Source organism: Actinomadura chibensis NBRC 106107, assembly GCF_001552135.1.
Taxonomy (GTDB): Bacteria; Actinomycetota; Actinomycetes; order Streptosporangiales; family Streptosporangiaceae; genus Spirillospora; species Spirillospora chibensis.
On sequence record NZ_BCQP01000043.1, the window covers coordinates 95,328 to 114,101 of the forward strand.

Annotated in this window: 17 protein-coding genes; 2 read left to right on the top strand and 15 right to left on the bottom strand. The window is 67.0% G+C overall.

Translation table 11 applies throughout. The features are described 5' to 3' along the window. Positions 1-110: 110 nt before the first annotated feature. On the bottom strand, positions 111-728 hold the full coding sequence (locus tag ACH01S_RS25095) for an HAD family hydrolase (RefSeq protein ID WP_067896244.1): 618 nt from the start codon (positions 726-728) through the stop codon (positions 111-113). A 956-nt stretch (positions 729-1,684) separates the two neighbouring features. Here ACH01S_RS25095 and ACH01S_RS25100 point away from each other — a divergent pair. Beyond that, entirely contained in the window at positions 1,685-3,145 is a 1,461-nt protein-coding gene (locus ACH01S_RS25100; protein ID WP_067896246.1) for a hypothetical protein, read from the top strand. 38 nt (positions 3,146-3,183) lie between these two features. Here ACH01S_RS25100 and ACH01S_RS25105 read toward each other — a convergent pair whose 3' ends face one another. Continuing rightward, positions 3,184-5,889 (bottom strand): AfsR/SARP family transcriptional regulator, encoded by a 2,706-nt coding sequence (locus ACH01S_RS25105; protein WP_148344482.1) that lies wholly within the window; start codon positions 5,887-5,889, stop codon positions 3,184-3,186. Beyond that, a complete protein-coding gene (locus ACH01S_RS44595) occupies positions 5,886-6,416 on the bottom strand; it encodes a pilus assembly protein TadG-related protein (protein ID WP_169809347.1) in 531 nt (176 codons plus the stop codon). Before ACH01S_RS44595 ends, ACH01S_RS25105 begins: the two co-directional genes overlap by 4 nt. A 57-nt stretch (positions 6,417-6,473) precedes the next feature. Between ACH01S_RS44595 and ACH01S_RS44600 the strand changes: the two genes are divergently transcribed. Beyond that, positions 6,474-7,199: a hypothetical protein gene (locus tag ACH01S_RS44600; protein WP_067896255.1), complete on the top strand. Its 726-nt coding sequence runs from the start codon at positions 6,474-6,476 to the stop codon at positions 7,197-7,199. Between the two features lie 38 nt (positions 7,200-7,237). Here ACH01S_RS44600 and ACH01S_RS25120 read toward each other — a convergent pair whose 3' ends face one another. The 12 genes from ACH01S_RS25120 to ACH01S_RS25170 all read right to left on the bottom strand — a co-directional run bounded on the left by ACH01S_RS25120 (position 7,238) and on the right by ACH01S_RS25170 (position 18,755). Then, positions 7,238-7,804: a TadE/TadG family type IV pilus assembly protein gene (locus tag ACH01S_RS25120; RefSeq protein WP_218010386.1), complete on the bottom strand. Its 567-nt coding sequence runs from the start codon at positions 7,802-7,804 to the stop codon at positions 7,238-7,240. Beyond that, positions 7,797-8,219, bottom strand: a complete 423-nt coding sequence (locus tag ACH01S_RS43825) for a pilus assembly protein (protein WP_148344480.1) — start codon at positions 8,217-8,219, stop codon at positions 7,797-7,799. Before ACH01S_RS43825 ends, ACH01S_RS25120 begins: the two co-directional genes overlap by 8 nt. Further along, on the bottom strand, positions 8,216-8,410 hold the full coding sequence (locus ACH01S_RS25130) for a hypothetical protein (RefSeq protein WP_157406308.1): 195 nt from the start codon (positions 8,408-8,410) through the stop codon (positions 8,216-8,218). The genes ACH01S_RS43825 and ACH01S_RS25130 overlap by 4 nt, the downstream gene beginning before the upstream one ends. Positions 8,411-8,450: 40 nt before the next feature. Beyond that, on the bottom strand, positions 8,451-9,347 hold the full coding sequence (locus ACH01S_RS25135; protein ID WP_067896262.1) for a type II secretion system F family protein: 897 nt from the start codon (positions 9,345-9,347) through the stop codon (positions 8,451-8,453). Further along, positions 9,344-10,216: a type II secretion system F family protein gene (locus tag ACH01S_RS25140; protein WP_067896302.1), complete on the bottom strand. Its 873-nt coding sequence runs from the start codon at positions 10,214-10,216 to the stop codon at positions 9,344-9,346. Before ACH01S_RS25140 ends, ACH01S_RS25135 begins: the two co-directional genes overlap by 4 nt. Further along, positions 10,216-11,589: a TadA family conjugal transfer-associated ATPase gene (locus ACH01S_RS25145; protein WP_169809349.1), complete on the bottom strand. Its 1,374-nt coding sequence runs from the start codon at positions 11,587-11,589 to the stop codon at positions 10,216-10,218. Before ACH01S_RS25145 ends, ACH01S_RS25140 begins: the two co-directional genes overlap by 1 nt. Next, positions 11,586-12,422 carry a hypothetical protein gene (locus ACH01S_RS25150; RefSeq protein WP_067896265.1) on the bottom strand — a complete coding sequence of 279 codons (837 nt, stop codon included), beginning with the start codon at positions 12,420-12,422 and terminating at the stop codon, positions 11,586-11,588. The genes ACH01S_RS25145 and ACH01S_RS25150 overlap by 4 nt, the downstream gene beginning before the upstream one ends. 2 nt (positions 12,423-12,424) lie before the next feature. Beyond that, positions 12,425-13,141 (bottom strand): SAF domain-containing protein, encoded by a 717-nt coding sequence (locus tag ACH01S_RS25155; RefSeq protein ID WP_148344479.1) that lies wholly within the window; start codon positions 13,139-13,141, stop codon positions 12,425-12,427. A 1,336-nt stretch (positions 13,142-14,477) separates the two neighbouring features. Then, positions 14,478-14,978 (bottom strand): ATP-binding protein, encoded by a 501-nt coding sequence (locus ACH01S_RS43830; RefSeq protein ID WP_169809350.1) that lies wholly within the window; start codon positions 14,976-14,978, stop codon positions 14,478-14,480. Positions 14,979-15,196: 218 nt separating this feature from the next. After that, on the bottom strand, positions 15,197-15,670 hold the full coding sequence (locus ACH01S_RS25160) for a hypothetical protein (RefSeq protein ID WP_148344477.1): 474 nt from the start codon (positions 15,668-15,670) through the stop codon (positions 15,197-15,199). Between the two features lie 552 nt (positions 15,671-16,222). Further along, on the bottom strand, positions 16,223-17,437 hold the full coding sequence (locus ACH01S_RS25165) for a cytochrome P450 family protein (protein WP_218010387.1): 1,215 nt from the start codon (positions 17,435-17,437) through the stop codon (positions 16,223-16,225). A gap of 10 nt (positions 17,438-17,447) precedes the next feature. After that, complete coding sequence (locus tag ACH01S_RS25170) at positions 17,448-18,755, bottom strand: MAB_1171c family putative transporter (RefSeq protein WP_342787071.1); 1,308 nt, start codon at positions 18,753-18,755, stop codon at positions 17,448-17,450. Between the last annotated feature and the right edge of the window lie 19 nt (positions 18,756-18,774).

Here is an 18,774-nt window from a genome sequence, read left to right on the forward strand (position 1 = left end):
GGCGGGGAGGTACCGCACCATCGCCACGCCCGGCTGCGCCACCAGCACGGACGACCGTTCCACACGCCCGGCGGTGTCGGCATGCAGCGTGTAGGCCGCCGTGACGGTGATCACCGGACGGCTCCTGTCACCGGGGCGAACAGGCCGGGCAGGTGCCGCACGTGACTGATCACCGCGACGCAGTCCGGTACCCGGGCCGTGCGCGCAGGGTCCGGGGCGGCTGACCAGCTCGGAGCGATGAGCACTCCGCGCATCCCCGCCGCCAGGGCGGGGAGCACGTCGAGACTCACTCGGTTGCCGACGTAGCAGATCTCCTTCGGCCTGGATCCGGCTGCTGCGGCGAGCGCGTCGAAGAACTCGGCCGAGGGTTTGGCCGCGCCGAGCTCGGCGCTGTGCAGCACCGCGCCTAGCAGATCCCGCACGCCCGCCGCCGTCAGCGCGGGCTCGCGGGACTGGCCCGGCAACGTGTTGGAGGCAACCAGCACACCCAACCCGAGCCGACGTAGTGCGCGGATCGCCTCGGCCGCCATGGGCGCCACCGGGAACGACTTACCCGCCTGTCGCTGGTGGCCGAAGGCCTCGTAGAGGACACCCTCGTAGCCGGACGGAACATCGCCCACGTCCGCGCCGGGCCGCAAATCCAGAACCCCGCCGTAGTCCGCCACGACACACCGCACCCGCGGCATCCAGCCCTGGACCACATCCCGGACCACCGCAACCGCGCTCACTGCTCACCCACCTGGACGCGGCAGAGTCCGTGGCAAAGGTCGACCTGATCCCAGGTCGGACTGTCTGGCCAGGCCGACGCCGTCACTGCCCTCGGCGGAACCAGCTCTGTTTCCGCGAGCAGGGCCTCAACCACTCCGGGAGCGCGAACCCACAGCAGGCCGACGGGCTCGGGCCCAGGGCTATTGCTGTCCATACATCCTCCCCGCATTCAGAGCACCGCCTGGGAGGGCGGCCCGCCCTGACCAGCCCCGACGCACTCCACTAGGCCGAGAATTGGGGAGGCGCCGCTCTAGGGGCGAAGGGTCGGGTAGTGAGGCCATATGGCCCAGAGGCCCATAATCTGTGAAGGGCTTCTGGAGCGTCCTGTCTGCCCCAACGGTCGCTTTTAAGGGCCGGGGAAGGGCAGCCGATGCGGGGGACCGGTCCCGCACGCTCGCCGCACTTAGGCCATCGATCACCACGACACCACTCCCGCCCTAAGTGCCTTTGGAGCAGGCAGTTGATGGCGAGTGCCGGCCGAGGTCACACGTGAGGACGTCGTTGCCCCGCAGCCCATTGGGCGTGTCATGACGATCTCCGGTTGAAGCGAACGGTGATGGCGCACAGTCAACGCTCGATCAACCCCCCGAGGCAGACGCGGAGGACCGGCCAAAACTACGGACGCCGACCGCCCATCGACCCGCAAGAACTCCTCAACGACCGCGTGTTTCCACGGACACGCCGAGATGTCAGCCCGGTTCGGGAGGTGCGTGTCATCGTTGGAAACTGCGTAATAGGAAGGCCCATCCGCTCGTGGGGGAAGGACCAGGCGATGACGGGACCACGCCGTGTGAAACTCAGCCAGAATGCGCGGCCTACTCCAATGCCCGGCGGATGGTCTGTAGGACGGCAGGTCGTTGATCGCAGTACCCGGGCAGAACGAGACGCGCTACGGGAAGAGTTGATGGCGGCTGGGATGCCGACGCCAGCGATCAAGAACGAGATGGTGTGGCGGTGGGGCGTGCGATCCCGGCGGGCGTGGCGCTATGCCTATGGCTGGACTCAGGCGATCACCGCGCAGAAGTACAATCTGCGTTTCGATCCCTCCGGCGGTGCGCCGATGTCGGAAAGTCGTATCAGTGCATACGAGCGGTGGCCGGATACCGGCTCTGACCGGCCGAGCATGCGGGTACTAGCCCAGCTCGCAGAGCTGTGGGAGACCACTCTGGACCAGGTGGTCGATGCCGTGGACCTGGCGCGGATGCCCGACACCGACCGACGCGCCTATCGTGACATGCTCCGCGACAGCACGCGCCCGAGCAGCAATGACAAGTCCGACGTGCAGGGCCCGCCAGCCACCGCATACCGTGAATGGGACGAACCAGACACCGACGGTCGATCCGGTTGGCGCGAGGTGGTGGCGATGGCCGCGCACGAGAGCAGCGAGCATGCCGAACACGCGGAACGTCGCGATATCGGCGCAGCCACCCTGGAGCAGATGCGCGCCGACGTCGTACGACTGTCTCACGAACACATGACCGGTGAGCCGTTCACGGTCTTCCGGGACGCCCGCCAGTTGCGGCGCAGGATGTGGGTGGCTCTGGACCGGCGGTTGTGGCCACGGGACCAGACCGAGCTGTACTTCCTGCTTGGCGTCCTACACGTGTTGATGGCGGCTTCCGCTAACAGCCTGGGCCAACCGGCCGCCGCCGAAGAACTGGTCCGGGCTGGCTGGGCGTACGCCACCGGGATCGATCACCGGCCCCTGATGGCCCAGTTGCGTCTGGAACTGGCGGGAATCGTCTACTGGCCGCGGCCTCGTCACTCCCGCGAACTCGCCCGATCCGGCCTGGAGTATCTGAACACCGGCCAAGCCGCCGCCCAACTCCACCTCAAATACGGCCGCGCGGCCGCCCGGTTGGGCGACGCGGACACCGCCCGCGCAGCGATCACAGCCGCACACGAGGCACGCGCCGCAGACCATCATGACGAGGTCCTGGAGATCGGCGGCGAATTCGGGCTCTCCCGAGCTACTCAGCACTTCCTGGCCGGGTCGACCCTGGCTGAACTGCCCAATACCAGCGCTGAAGCTATCCAAGAACTCCGGCAGGCCGCAGAGCTCTACCAGGCTGGTCCCGCACCCGGAGAGGACCACTACTACGGATACGTTGCGGGCACCAGCATCGTGCTGGCGACCGTGCTGCTGCGCAACGGCCAACTCGACGCCGCCGCCGACGCCCTCGCTCCCGTCCTAGCCCTCTCCCCGGATCGGCGCATCGAGGCCGTCCTGAACCGACTGCGCCAACTGCGGCCCGAACTCACGGCACCCCGCTACGCCCGTCAACCCCTCGCCATCGAACTCGATCAGCGCATCGAGGACTACTCCAGCAATACCGTCGTCAGCAACCTACGGGCGCTCTCCTCCGGACCCCTTTGAGGAAAACCGATGCGGCTTTATTGAAAGCGCGTCGGGAGTCAATAGCGCTGGGGTAGGCGATCAGGGGCTCGGGGGCGTTGAAGGTCCAGGAGGAGTCGGTGGGTTTGCTCGTCGGGCTCGGTGTCGAGGTCGGTGAGGCGGGTCGCCAAGAGCCGATAGGTGCGCTCTGCGGCATCGAGGTGGCCGAGTTGGGCTTGGAATTGCATGACGGTGCGGTAGAGCGGTTCGGCGTACGGGTCGTGGTGGATGGCCTGTTCGAGCGCGGTCAGCGCTTGGTCGGGGTGGTCCTGGCGAACGAGTTGGGCGAGGCGGGCGAGGGCGTCGATGACGGTGCGGCGAAGGTATTCGCGGTGGGCTTCGGTCCAGTCGTAGGTGAGATCGGCGGCGAACTCGGCCGTGTAATGGTCGCCGACGAGGCGGAGCGCGTCGATGCGGTCCGTGTCGTTGGTTGCGTGATGGGCGTTGGTCAGGGTTGTGGTGAGGCGCCAAAGGTCGACGTCGATGAGGTCGGCGTCGATGCGGTAGCGGCCAGTGGCGTGGATGACGAACATTGGTTCGCGAAGGCCCGTGGCGGTACGCAGGACCTTGCGGATGTTGGCCACGGCGGTGTTGAACGCGGTGATCCCGCTGTCTGCGCTGTGGTCGGGCCAGAGAGCCTCGATGCCTTGGTCACGGGTTATGCCGTTGGGGTGCAGGGCGAGGTAGGCGAGTAGGTCACGGGCGCTGCGGCGGACGCCGGTGGTGATGGGGCCGTCGGCGGTGTGAAGGTGAACTGGGCCGAGCGTCTCAAGGCGGATGGGGCGGGAGTGGTCCTTAGCTGAGGGGCAAGATGGCGGGACGAAGGCGCTGTCGGTGCTGGGGGCGGCGTCGTCGGACTCGTCTTCGGGGACGTTGTTTGTTGGTGGTGGCGCCTCGGCGGTGTCCGTAGCACCGGTAGCGGTGCGGAGGGTGCAGAGCATGCTGTCGGCATCGTCGGCGGTCAGGTGGAACAGGTGTACGCCGCGTAGGTCGTTTGCGTGTGGGCCCTGGGCTTCAGTGACGGTGGCGTCGTCGCTGATGCGCACGGTGGTGCCGGTTGGGCAGGGGCCGAGGACCAGCGCACCGATGCTGTAGCGGCGCCCGAGTTGGGCGATGGCGTGCAGAGCGGCGGTGGCGGATTCGGGTATGGCGGCAGCCAGAAGCAGTGTGGGGATGGGCTCGGCGGGGTCAGTGGTACGGAAGGCAGCCAGGTCGGGCTGGTCGGTGGCTTCCAGGAGCCGGGCACGGCGGAGGAGCTCTGCCTCCAGGTGGGTGATGGCTGCGCTCACTGTCGAGGTGATGGTCAAGCCGGGCAGCGTGCTGGCCGGATCGGTGAAGTCGCTCCCAGGGAAGACGGCTTGGATGTCGGACTGAGGAATAAGGAGTTCGACACGGTCGCGCGGAGCTCGCCCGAGCAGTTCGGTGGTGAGCGCACGGACGACGGCGTGGGCACCGTCCCCGATCAGGCCCAGGTCCAGTCCGGATAGTGGCAGGGCGATGGGCCTGTTGTCGCGGACTCCTACGGTGATCTGGTCTGGGCTGGGGACGGCGCGGTCCTGGGCGACGACATCGATGTCAGACGGGATAGGAATGTCGCGGTCGGCGTAGTCGCGGTCCAGGTGAGCTTTGCGGGCCTTGGCAACGGGCTCTGGCGGCGGCGCGGCGACGTCGGCGGGGACGTCCCCCCTGTCCGTGCTACAGCCCTGGCGACGGCGGTGTAGCCGGGTGGCGGCAACGGCGAGGCTGAGGACTGCGGCAAGGCCAAGGCCGATGTAGGAGCCGGACGGCAGGGTGACTCCTGGCGACGGCTGGTCCTCGGCTGCGTGGTGCGGTGTGGGCGGTGATCCGTTGGAGGATGGGTTCTCCACTGGTGGTGCGACGACGGGATCCGGCACCTGCTTCGCGTGGCTGGGCTCCGGCTCAGTTGTCGAGGGGGCTTCAGCGTTCGAGGAGTGGCTTGTGGGTGCTGGTGGAGGAGTTGGGTTGGTGGCCCGAACTCGAGGGATTCGGACGCGCTGACCGGGATGGAGTTCATCGGGGTCGGTGAGGCTCGAAATTCCCTTGGGCTGATCGAGGTCACGGCTGGCTTTGAAGATCCTTGGATAGTGGTCACCGGAGCCGTAGGCGCGGCGGGCCAGGTTCCACAGGGTGTCGCCGCGCCGGATAATGCGCGTCCGCCAAGCCTCCCGTTCCGAAGCGGTGTTGTGCGGCGTTTCATCACCGAGCAGCGGCTCCCAGTGCGGCCTCGGGGCCGCGGACGCGTCCTGCCGGGATGGTGGCTGCTGGGGAGGGAGCGGCTGCGCCTCAGCCGTGACGTGGACGGTGGCAGAGGCGGGCGCGGTCAGGGTTGCGGTGGCGCTGAAGGCGAGGGTTGCGGTGGCGACCAGGTCGCGGGCCAAGAGTTGGAGGGGCCCGACTGGACGCGGCAGGCGGGGAGCGGATCGCCCGGCCAGGTAGCTGATCGTTTCGGTGCAGGTCACAGCGGTGAACAGCCCCCAGGCCAGCCAGCCGAGAAGCCCCATCCCGGCCAGAAACAGGCGGTGATCGGTATCCGGCTGCATCAAGGTGGCGCTGAGGCGATCCCAGGACACGTCCCGGTGAGGCAGGGGATTTCCCGCCACGGCGTACAGACCGACCGGCACTCCCACCAGCAGGATGGCGAACACCAGCAGGGCGCAGACTCCTCGCAAAACTTCGACGGTGCGCGATCGGGTGGAGCGGGTCATGGCTGGCGAGCTCCTCGCACTCCGGTGGTGAGGTTCGCGGTGGCGGTGGCGTCGGCGTGCAAACTGGCGATCCCGATGACCTGCAGGAACAGTGAGGGACGGTCGATGGAGACCCGGACGCGGATCGCGTGCGTGCCGGACGCGGTCACGGTGCCGGTGTAACGGCCGCTTCGCAGGTAGGCGCGCGCGGCCTGGATGGCGGACTGGCCATCCATGACGAATTCACCGCGGGCGTAGGCGCGGTCGAGGTCGACGCGGCCTGCGCCGGCACGTGCGGCTTCCTGAGCGGCGGCGTTGGCATCCTGTCGTACCTCGAGTTTCTGCTCGAAGTCGACGACGGCGCCGAAGAACATCACCACGACCACGGTGAGGATGACCGCGAGAACGCTCACGCTGCCGCCATCGGAGCGCCACCTACGTCCATGTGGGCGTGCCCGTGCGCCCATGACGGTCACTGTGTGTTTGCCGTCGTCCTGTCGGGGCGCAGCGTCCAGGCCGCCGCCCGGTTTCTGCTGCCGCTGGACCATCCCGGCCTCCTCGCCGGCCGGACCATCAGGGCCCATCTCGGTTGACCAGAACCCGACTTGATCGAGATCCTCAAGCCCATGACCGACGGGACGTGGCTGAACCAAGAGCATGAGATGGAGCCGGGGACGGAGATCTTCCGCAGTGACCGCCGCTTCTCCCTGTGGGCCTACTCCGCCAGCCACAGCCAGTTGCTGCTTCGCAGCAACTGGGGCGACGACGGGCTCGGCCGAAGCCACGAGACCACGATCGACATCCTCTTCAAGCCGGTCGACGCCCTCAAGGTCGAAACAGACCTCCACGGGCTCGTCATCCGCCGTGCCCCCGCCGTCGAAGAGGCCCAGATCAAAGCCTCGCTCGCCGACGATTCGCTCTCGGTAGACGATCGGGTCTTCCTGCTCGACAGCCGCGGCACCACCGGCTACATCGTCAGCATGGCCGTCGGCTGGCACGAGGGAATCCTCGGCCCCACCCGGCGCAGCTTCTTCAACAATGCTGGCCCCTGGGACCCCCGCTGGCCCACCCAGCCCCTGGGCGGAGTCAATCCCGGCTTCAACGAGGCCACCACCGAAGACCTGATCAACGCCATCGCATCGCCCGCAGCGGCACGACGAGAACGATTCCGCCTCGTCCACGTCCTCATGACCCGAATGGACGAACCAGATGGCCCAGAGATTTCCGGCGCGGGCGTCTTCCTCACCCCACAAGACGCCGAAGACGCCCGCCAACAACTTCAACCACACTTCACCCACTGCTGGATCGAGACCCTGCCCGTCGCCCTCTGAGCACCGGTTCAGGAAACCTGAGCCCCTAAGAGAGGCCATTACGACCCCCACCCCCAGTTCAGCGCGACCACCAGTTCACAATCCGCGATTCCGAGAGCTTTCCCCCGATAGGGGTCGATCGGGGACCGACGTGTCTTGGTGACAGCGCGGCTGCCCGGCATGCCGGGCAGTGCGAGATCGGAGAGCCGGATTGTGCAGGAGACACTCGCGGCGACGGTCCCGGATTGCCCGACGGGCCGGTTGAACCCGGAAAGATCGAGCCGGACGGACGGGATGCAGTGCAGGTCTCGGTCCCGCAGCGTGGTCATCGCGCTGGACGTGGCGTCCGCTTGAGCCTGCGCGGCTGAGCGAGCGATAGAGGCTTGCCGGGCAGCGTCGGCAGCGGCTTGGGCCACGACCGCGCTGCCGTGCTGGATCCGCATCGCCACCAGCAACCCGGCAAGGAACGCGATGAGCAACGGCGCAAGAATGGCGACTTCAACCGCCGCGTTCCCCGCGTCCCGCGCGGAGAGCGACATTAAACGTCCGACCCGAGTCTTCACGGCCGCTTGGATAGCGCGCTGGCGCCGAAGCGTCCCCAGGCCAACAGACTTCAGTTCACCCACGGTGGACCGCGCCTTTCGGATTGGACCGGCGGGTATCGACGGTGAAGCGCTCATGAACGCCACGAGCAGTGCGAGTGATCCCGATCGTGACGCCGGGCAGGATTGATGGAGCGCTCCCGGTCACCTGCACGTTGATCGTCGTAGTACCGGACACGGTGACCACCGGTTCTCGCAGGACGGGTTCGGCGTGGGCGAAGCGTGTCGCGGCCGCCCGACCCTGGGCTGCCGTGCCGTGGTGGGCGCGGGCGACGCGGAGCCCTTCTTCGGCGGCCGACAGCGCGACGTCACGGGCGACCGACACCATCACGGCCTGCACCAACACTAAGAACAGCACCCCCACGGCCGGGAAGACGATCGCGGTGGTGACGGTGGCCGAGCCTGCGTCTCGCGCGGTGAGAAGACTGGGACGGATCATGGGCCGATGGAGCCGGGGATCTTGTTGATCCAGCCGTGCACCTTTCCGGAGACGGCCACATACACGGCGAAGGCCAGACCCGCGAACCCGGCCACGATGATGATCGTCTCGACCACGCCCGAGCCTCGGTCGCGCCGGACGTCCACGGCGGAGATGCGGTTGAGGACGGCGACCGCTAGGTGCGTCGCCACGGTGTTGAGAGTGTTCATGATCCCCCGATTTCGTGGGGCGTCAGCCGGACGCCAGGAGCTTGGAGAAGAACGGGAAGCCGATCAGGATGACGAAGCCGAGCATCAGCAGTGAGGTGGGCACCCACATCGCGGTGGTGCGGGCGTTGGCCTCGGCGCGGGCGTTGGCGGACGCCTCGTGACGCATCGAGCCGATCTTGGCGATCAGGACGTCGTGCATCTTCGCGCCCTCTGCACCGGCGATCTGCGCGGAGTGAGCCAGATCCACAAGGTCGGGCACATTGATCTGCTCACCGAGGTCCGCCAGGACATGCCAGGGCTGCTGTTGGGCGTGGCGGGCACGGGAAAGCGCGCGGTGAATGCGCTGGAACGGCCACCCGTCGGTGATCTTCGTAGGCTCCTCCAGCGCGGTGTTCAGGGCGGCTCCTGCCTGCCGTTCCAGGACGACGAGCTGGAGATAGGAGGTGAAGGCGTACCGAAAATCGCGACGGCGTTGCCGTGCGGTCGAGCGGACGCCGTAGTTCGGGACCATCGCCAGCACCACGGCCAATGCCGATCCGGCCAGGGCAGGAAACGTCCAGGGCATCGAGCCGCCTGCCAGGGTGAGGAGCGCCGTGGCGAATGCGGGTGCGGCGAGCCCGGCGAGGAAGAGCGCGAGCTTTTGGAGCATGAACCGCTCGACGGTGTGTCCGAGCAAGGCCAGGTCCGCGCGGGGAACGGCGAGCATCCCGGTCGGGCGGGCCAAGTGCTCAGCAAGCCACCGGCCAAGTTTCTCGGTGCCGCTCGTCGCCTTGACACCGGACATCGCGGACAGCATTGGGGTGGGCTGAATCCGGGCCAGTGCCGCGTCCAGCCGCGGTGGCGCGGGACGCAGATCCCGAACGATGAGGACGATTCCGAACGCGCCCAGGCACCCGGCCAGCGCAGCGATCGCGGTCACTGTGACACCTCCGTCCGGATATCGCGGGTGTGTAGGAAGCGAGTGCCGATCGATAGGTCGGAGAGTCGCTGCATCCACCACAACCCCGCCGCGTAGATTCCGGCGACGACGGCCAGGACGATCTGCCCGAGCGGCGTGCCATATGGCTCGGCGAGTGTCTGCGAGCTGGCGAACAGCAGGCTCAACGCGCCGACGGACGCCACGATCACGATCAACGTGGTCCGCAAGCTGGCTCGTTCGGCCTCCACGTCGCGGCGGACGATGACCTCATGCTCGACCGCGTCGGCGAGCAGGCCCAGCGCCTCGCGGGTGCCGGGACCTCGGCGGCGGGCCGCCAGGAGTAGCGAGCAGGCGATCAGGTCGCCGATCGGGTCGTCGAGCTCGTCGGCGAACGCGCGCATTGCCTGCTCGGTCCCCGCGTGGTTGTTCAACCGTCCCGCCAGCACGTCGACCTGGGCGCGGATGGGGGCGGGAGCGACGCGAAGGCTGTCGGCCAAGGCTTGTTCCAGACCGCGGCTGGCGCCGATCATTTCCGCCAGCCGCCGCGACCACTGCGCCAGCGCTTCCAACCGCGCGATCCGCCGCTGCGGTGTCCGTCCCGACAGCATCGGCGGCAACGCGTACACCCCGGCGGCGACCGCCAGGGCGGCCACGGGCCAACTGGTCAGCAGCAACACCGTCAAAGCGGCACCGAGCCCCGCCAGCAGGCGGTTCCGCCGTCCGGGCCACGTCAACGAGCGCACCAGCAGCCGAAGCCGCGACGGCGGACGCACCGCCTTGACCGTCGGATCAGTGCCCCGGACGCCGACGGCGAGCGCGAGGAAGCCCACAGCGCCGCCTAGGCCGGTGAACGCGGCCAGAAGTCCCATCACGACCAGCCACCGCCCTTCACGGTGGGCTCGGCAGCCAGCAGATCCGGGTCGAACCCGTGCTCGGCCAGCTCGTCCAGCAGCGCGGCACTGACGTGCCCACCCGAAGGGGTGGCACGGCCGTCGTCGCCGGGGACGAAGATCTGGTTGCGAGTCGGCTCGGAAGAGTCGGCAGGCGGGCCGACCTCCATGACCTGCGATACGAACCGGTCGTTGTTGGCCGGGTCCCGCCGCAGATACACCACCAGTGGCTCTGCCAGTCCGAACATCAGATGCAAGTCTTCGGGCGACAGCCCCAGATCGGCGCGGTGGCCGAGCTGTACCACCCGGTTGAACACGTGCTCAGGACGATGAACGTGCAGGGTGCACATCGATCCACGCGCTCCCGAGTACATCACCTCCAGCATCGGTGCCAGCTCACCGTGTCGTGCCTCGCCCACGATCACCCGATCGGGGTTCAGCCGCAGGCACGCCGGCACCAGTTCCTCCAGGCGCACCTGCCCGGCGCGCTCGGCGTTGGCCTGGCGCGCCTCCATCGCGACCACGTCCGGGTGTCGATGCGCCAGGTCCGGGTCGTCCAGGAACAGCTCGAAGTCGCTCTCCAGCGTGATCAACCGCTCTGCCGCGGGGATCTCACCCGCCAATGCACGGACCAGCGTCGTCTTACCGGTGTTGACCTCTCCGCAGACGATGATGTTCCGCCGCGCCCGCACCGCCGCTGACAAGAACCGTTCCAACGACGGCGACACAGTTCTGCGGGCGACGAGCTGTTCCAGGGTGATGTCGACGAGCCGGTGCACCCGGATTGCCAGATGCGGGCGCCGAGACACCCACCCCACGACCGCCAGCCTTACACCACCTGGCAATGCGACGTCGAGCAGTGGCGAGGCGTGCGAGAACTCCCGGCCGGTGTTGCCGCGTCGCGCCAGCAATTGCACCCATTCGATGAGGTCGTCGTCGGTCTCGGCGACCGCCGGACCTGCCTCTTTCACCCCGCTGCTGTAGGTCACCCATGTTTCTCCGCAGCCGTTGACGACGATGTTCTCCACGTCCGCGCGCTCCACGTACGGCTGTAGCGGACCCAGCCCGAATCGGCGATCGAACACCAGCCGCGCTACCTGCTGCTGAAGCTCGACGTCGACCGTGCGTCCGGCCGACATCTGCTCGTGAGCCCAGACCTCCACCTGTGCCTCGATCAGCTGCCGCGCTCGAACTCGGTCCACGGTGTCGGTAAGCGCGTCCACCAACTGCGCCGACACCTCGCGCACGGCGGACCAAAGGTCGATCGCGGGCGCTTGGAAGGCCGATGTCGGCACGTCGCCCGTGAAGGCGACCGCCGAAGATGCCGACGATCTCCAAGTTGGTCTGGTCACGAGCGGCTCCTCGTCGGCTCGGGACATATCGGCTCGCCCGCCAACGTCTGCCCGACCGGGTTAGACGGACCGTCCGCGGTGGAACTGAGCGCAGGAGGAGGGCCGACGACTTCACGTAGCCGCGTAGCCAGGCGAGTGAGCGAACGCATAAGCAGACACGTGCGGAACGTTCGACGCGGGCGCGCACCATCCGAAAGCACCCGCGCATCGGACGTTGAATGCGGCAACTCAGCCAGCACGGGGACCTTCAGCGCACGCTCCATCTCGACCGTGCGGTAGGGCCCGTCCTCGACCACGCACAACCCGACCAACGCCTGGTCAGCTACGAGGGCCCGCACAACATCCAGGCGCGGTCTCACCGCGTCGACCTGAACGAGCGTGGGCTTGAGTACCACGACCACCACGTCGGCGGCCGCTAGAAGGGGGACGGGCGTCTCCGCACCTCCTACACGCCCTAGATCGGCAATCGCATCCCCGTCACGAGCCGTCAGCGCTTGGACCAGCAGAGGCCAGAGCGCTACGAGCTGCGATGCGTTCCGAGGATCCCGGACACCATGCAGCAACCCGACAGGGCCGTCGTCGGCGATCGGAAAGACGTAGTCCTCCAAGGACAACGAACCTTCCGGCTCGGCACGAGCCGAAGTCGCCAGACCGAGCAAGCCAGGCCCCGCCGATCCCTCTAGCCGATCGGCCATGTAGCCGGGCAGTACCCGGCGGCCCATCGGATCGCATTCGGCCAGCAGCACCTTGCCGGGCCAGGCCAGAGCGAGGCCAAGCGCAGTCGTCGTCACTCCCGGCGACCCACCGGCCGAAACCAGGCAGTACAGCGCCATGCTCAGCCTCGCCTTTCGCTCACCACGAGCACGACCTGCTCGGCCGCCGCCTCACGTGCCACCGCGCTGCTGTCCGTCTCGGACGTCAGCAAGGACACCGTCACGAGCCCGTCGGCGTCCGGCTCGCTCACCTGGTCGACGACCGCCGGGACGTCATCCGGCGCGGGCACAGAAGCGCGAGCCGACCCGGCGTCAGCTACGGCTTCCCGGCTTGGAGCGTCCGAGGTGAACACCACGCGTACACGCCACCCAGGCGCCAGCCCCGGCGGCATCGCGCTGGCCTTGAGCGGGACGGGCACCAATGCCTGCCCTCGCCCCGGGGACGCTTGCGCCGTCAGCTGAGTCGCCGCCAGCAACGTCCCCTTGTACAGCCCGACCGTCGCGCGCTTCCCCATGACCTGCGTCAATTGACGACCCGGGACCGTCGCCACTGCCGCGTCGAACGCCACCCAGGCGATATCGACGTCGGCACGCACGAGCTGCTGCCCGACCGGGACGTCGCGCGCCAGCCGGACCACTGACACCCGATCACTTGACGAACGAAACAGATACACGTTCGTCAAGACGGCCAGCGCAACGAGCATCAGCCCGGCCGCGATCCACCCCGGCCGCCGCTGGCGCGCCAACCGCCTCCCCGCACCGCCGTCGACGTCCCCTCGTCCCGACGAGGCGGACGGCGACAGGCCCAGCCTCGACCGCGTCCTGCTGCTCGACGACATGTCGCTCCTCATCCGTACAAGCCTTGGGCTTCGGCGATGCGCAACTGGAAACTCGCTGAGCGGCTCCGCGGCGGCAACACCCCGCCGGACCCGTCCGAGCCCGTCCACGTCCCGCCCCACACGACCGTCACCCGCACCCGATAAGCGCCCCGCGACTGAGTGGCTGACGACCGCGCATAGGTATGCGAGCACCGCGTACGTTGCGAGACCGCAGGCTTGGATCGGTCATACGTCGCGCCCGGCCCCGCACACTCGACGGGGTGCGAGCCGTCACCCGGCTCGATAGTCATTCGCTGCGGGAGGGCGTTCACCCTGGCCCACACAGCGCCAGCCGATGCTCGCCCGCTCAACGACCGCCAGTTCACCGCCCAGAACCACTCCGGCAGCCCTACTAGTCCGGCGTTCCGTCGTGGCGGAGCCGTACGCACACGCGGAGCCGGGACCGGCAATCGCGCCCATTCTGTAATCGCAAGGTCTGCGGGTGACGGACCAGAACCGCTTTTCCCATCAGGGACAGGGCGGCAGACCTGAACGTTGTCACCCACGGTTTTGCACTCATGGGGCCCGATCGATTCCTCCTCATCGCCCTCTGAGGCGGGTTTCCCATCGGCCGGTGATCGAGGTTGGCCACTGGAGCGGCCTGGTCTTCCGTCTTGCTCGGCTCCAAACCAGTAGCCACGAATGTTGCCTTGGCTGACCGGTGGGAGCGGCTTCTCGGGGAGAGATGAAGTGGGCGCAAGGATGATCGGTGCCGTTGCACCCATGAAAAGCGCGATTGAGGTGGCCAACGTTCAACACCCCTTCCCTCGAGAGATCGTCTTAGTGACGCGCCACCGACCGTCAGAGCTCTTGGAAAGATAGGCTGTAATGCCCTCCATCTCGATTCCGCGATTTATCCTGTGTCCGGTGAGTGCGTTGAGAATCCCGGCCTTGCTAGAGTCTTGGCAGTCGCGAAGCGTAGCGTCTCCGCCCGTGACTTCAATGTGCTGTACGTGGGGAACTGCTCGTCCGTATGAGGCGAGGTTGTCCCTCTTCATTGCTTGGACTCTGCCGATCACTCGTGTCAGTTGAGGATCGGTCATATACATCGAGAGTTGTTCTCCCCGCGTGCTTGGCGGCAATGAGTCGGCGCGGTCGAGGATCTCGATGAATGCGACGTAGGCAACTTTGATCGCGACATCAGAGCGTGGTGATGACGGAGCCTTCGGCGAGTCGGCAGCGGGTGGTAGTGGAACGGCACCATTCTCACCTGCGCACCCTGTTAGGAGAACCATGGCAACTGGGAGCAGCAACCAGCGTTGGAGCATGGACCTGATTACTGTTCGCTCGTATCTGCTCAAGGTGATCTCCGTAGATTGCTGGCCGCCGCGACTTTGTCGCCGTGGCCACGGACGGGGAGTAGCGCGGTTACCCACTTACCGATCGGCGAGTATGTTCGCTCTACCTGGAACGCGACGGTTAGTGCTCGGACTAGCGGAAGCCCCCATCCGCCCATTCGGTCATCGCCGCACCCAAGGGCTGCAGGGTCGGGATCGATTTCGTCTAGTGTCGGATCTCCGGTAGTGTCGACTGTCGGCATTTCCGTGGAGCCGTCCCAGACGCCGAGCACAAGCCCGTGGCCGATCCATTGCAGGCGGAGGGTGACGCGGTCAGTCGACCCCGAGATGCGAATGGCGTTGGTGACCAGTTCGCTGACGACCAGTACGGCATCGTCGACCGACACCGGGGCACGCCAATCACGAAGAGCGGCAGAGGTGTGATCGCGAGCCATGCCTACGACCGTGGGCTTGGCGGGGTAGTGGCAGATACTGACCTGGCTTGTCACCGTGACGGTCATGATGCTCACATTCCTCGGGGTCTTGCCGCTGGAGATCAGTTGGAGCGACGGTGAGTCGCAGAAGCCGGCCGTTTGGCTCCTTATAGACATCACCCGATCGCCGTCATTGCGTTGATCACCAGAGCGATCCAGCGGAGCTTGCCGGGGATGGCGCCCCCGGCAAGCTCTCCGGCTTCCACCTGCCCTGCGCCTTGAGTCCAGGCGGCTGGTGCGAGTGGTCAGGCGGACTGGGCCACCTGCGGCGGGCTGAGCAGCAGGCCCCGGCGGCGCAGCTGCTGGTCGGTGGCGCCCGCCTGAGCGAGCAACCGGCACGCGGTGATGTATGCCGCGGAACCGGTGGCGGGCGGCGCGGCCATCATGATCCAGCTCACCCCCATGCTGGTGTGGCAGCGGACGCGGCCGCGGGTGGCCATGGCGATGCGGTGCAGCTCGGGGCCGAGGGCGATGGCCTGGGCCGCGATGCCGATGGCCATCAGTTCGAGGTCGAGGTCCTCGCGATCGGCCAGTGCGTCGCTCTCGCGGCGCAGAGCGTAGGGGTCGGCCTGCAGGCCCTTCCACTGATGAGGCAGGAACGTCGACGCCTGCGGTGGTGCGTAGGCGTCCACGATCCGCGCGACCGCCTGCACGGCCGGGTCAAGGGTCGTCCGGGCCCCGACGGCTTCCTCGCCTGATGGGTGAGCAGCTTGGCTCATGGTGTATCCCCCGTAGTGTTGCCAGCTGAACGATGGCTCTTCACTTATAAGTGAAGCGACGGCTACGGAGAGTAGTTACTCTCGCACTCATTGTCAACGAGTGGGCCACAGACTGCTCGTCGAGTTTGGACTGAAAGTGATGGACTGCCCCGCGCCTCGCCTCTGCCCTCGCACCATGCGACCCACCCGGCAGCTGGGATGCAGGACGCCATGCGATCTCTCGACGTCCCGTGAGCGGCATCGCAAGGGTCTTGAAGGTGTGGCCCGACCAGGAGACCGCGCCGTGCTTCGCCAAGAGGATCTTCGGACACCTCAAGTCGTGGCGGCACCGGAACGCCTTCAACACGAGCATCCGTGAACACGCGGCCAAGTGGGTCCACGCAGGAGGGAACGCGACGGTCGGTGGTTCACTACGGGCCGCCATGCCCCCTGAGCTCACCCTGCGGGCGGAAATCACACTCATCTGCACGTCGTCCCGCGATCACACGACGGGTTACGGCGCCTCCGCTCAGGACGGGGCTTGCCCCCAACGACCATTCGTCTGGGCAGGGCTCAGCATGAGCCGAGGTGCCAGCGGACTGGGAGAGTGCGCAGGCCGCGCATCATCCGGCTCGGGCGCCAGGCAAGCTGTTCGGGTGTGGTGTCCAGGCGTAGGTGGGGGAAGCGGGTGAGTAGGCCGGTCAGGGCGATATGGGCTTCAACTCGGGCCAGTCCGGATCCCAGGCAGTAGTGGGGACCATGGCCGAAGGCCAGGTGACCGTGCCCGGCCCCGGCGCGGGCGAAGTCCAGAGTGGCCGGGCCGGGGTAATGGGCGGGGTCACGATTGGCGGCACCGATACTGATCATGACGATCTGCTCGGCAGGAATCGTGGTTGGGCCGTAGGCGACCGGTTGGGTAGTGAATCGGACGGTGGCGATTCCGAGGGGCGAGTCGTAGCGCAAGAACTCCTCGATGGCCGCGTCGAGCAGGCCGGGCTCAGACGCCAGGGTGGTGCGCTGAGCAGGATGGAGCAGTAGCGCCAGCGTGGCATTGCCGATCAGGTTTGTGGTCGTCTCGTGCCCGGCGATCAGGAGGAGCACTGCCAGCGACACCAACTCCTCATGGGTGAGGCGGTCACCGCGATGGCGGGCCTCGATCAGGGTGCTGAGCAAGTCTCCGTCCTCGTCGTGGGGAGCAGGGCTGTCGACTGCGCGACGATGTTTACGGTCGACCAGGTCCGCCATGTAGTCGGCGATGCCGTGGGAGGCTTGATCGCGGGTAGCGGCATCGGCGTTGGTGAACAGCGTGTTGGACCAGAGGCGAAGCTGTGGCCGGTCGCGCTCGGGGACTCCCAGAAGCTCGCAGATGATGGTGACCGGCAGAGGCACGGCAAAGTCGTTGATCAAATCGGCGGCGCCCCGTGGCGCGATCGTGTCCAGCAGTTGGTCGGTGACCTTCTGGATGCGGGGCCGGAGCCGGTTCACAGCGGCGGAGGTGAGCCCTTGAGCGGCCAGGCGGCGCAGTCGTGTGTGGTCGGGCGGATCGGTGGCCAGCATGTTGGCCCGCAGGGCCGAGGGAATGTCGCGGCGGTCGCCGAACAGATATCCGAATCGGCGGGTGTCTCTGCTTAGCCGTGGATCGGCCAAGGCGGCGCGGGCCTCCTCGTACCCCGTGATCATCCAGGAGTGGTGGCCGCGGGAGGAGACTCTCACCTGCTGGACCGGGCATTGGGCGCGCAGCCTGTCGTAAGCCTGGTAGGGATTGCGGTGGAAGTCGGCGTCGAACACAAGGAACTCCTCAATCGGGATCAGAGGGACCTGGGGCGTCATGGACGTCTACCGGGCGTGGGCCCTGAGTCACGGCTTCAGGCAGGTTGGCGGAGGCGGAAAATGCTGAGGACACGCGCATCAGCCAGTCGGCTTCGCTGTCCAGATCGCCTCCGGCCTCGCTGTGCATCGGGTCCTTGCCCTTGTGGCCGGTCTGGAACTCGGGTTCGGTGAGTGTGGGGTTGCGGGCGTGTTCGCCGACTGGCTGGCCGGATCGATAGGCGGCTAAGGCCCTGCGGACAGACAGCGCCTCTCGCTGTGCCGCCATCTCTCGGGTCTCCGACTCAGCACCACACGAAGTGCTCTCTGTTCGGAATGACGCGTCGGAGGTTCGGTATGGCCCAAGGATGAGCAGTCCGTCGCGGATCTCGATTACTCGGCGGTGGACTCCGTAGCGGTAGCTCAGACGATCCGGCCCGCTCCGGGGTAGCACGATCTGGGGCATCGCCGCCGCAAGCGCCCTCCACAACGGGTCTAGGCGCCGGTAGGTCCGCCTGTACCGCAACCAGCGCGCGGGGGCGGCGACGGCTGGTCCCCACGCGGGCAACGTCATGCCGATCGTGAGCGACAGCGCTGCCAGCACGGGCAGACCGACTGAGAACACACAGCCGGGAGGATGTAGCGGACTGGGACAGGGCCGGTCGTGCCCCGGCACCAATGTGCCCAGTTGCAGCCACAGCGCGACCACCACCACCGTCTTCTCGATTAGGTAGATGATCACCAGCACGCAGCCAAAAGTCACAATGCGCAGGCCCGCACTCAGGGCAGCTCGCGGGGCCAGTCCCGCGTACCGTGCGGTGGTTACGGCCAGACTGGAAAAGGCCCATCCCATGAACATGACGAAGATCAAGATGTATCCGACCAGCGTGGGATGCCCGTGGTACATGGGGCCGAAGTCTCCGACAACCGGAGGAAGTGGGCTGGCGACAAAAAGACCGATCATTGCGGTCACAGTGACGAGCAACACCATCAGCCACCGGCGGATGCGTATGCGGGTTTCTTCCCGTGAGCATGTAATGCTCAGGAGATACGTCAAGATTGCGAAAGCAGCGACCATGGTGCACAGATTGGACAAGAGGCGGCCCAGATTGGGATATATTGCGCTCTCTGCATGTTGAGCCTTGTCCGAGATAAGCACCAATGCCAGGCCGGCCGTCATGAGCAGCAGGCATATTGAACCCAGCCCAGGTGGCGAATCTGGACTGCGGAGGCCATATGCCTTGTAAGCCGCCGCAACGAACGCCGCCGCGGCCGCGGCCCAGAAAACAACGTTGATCACCAACAGCCCCCGATGTGAG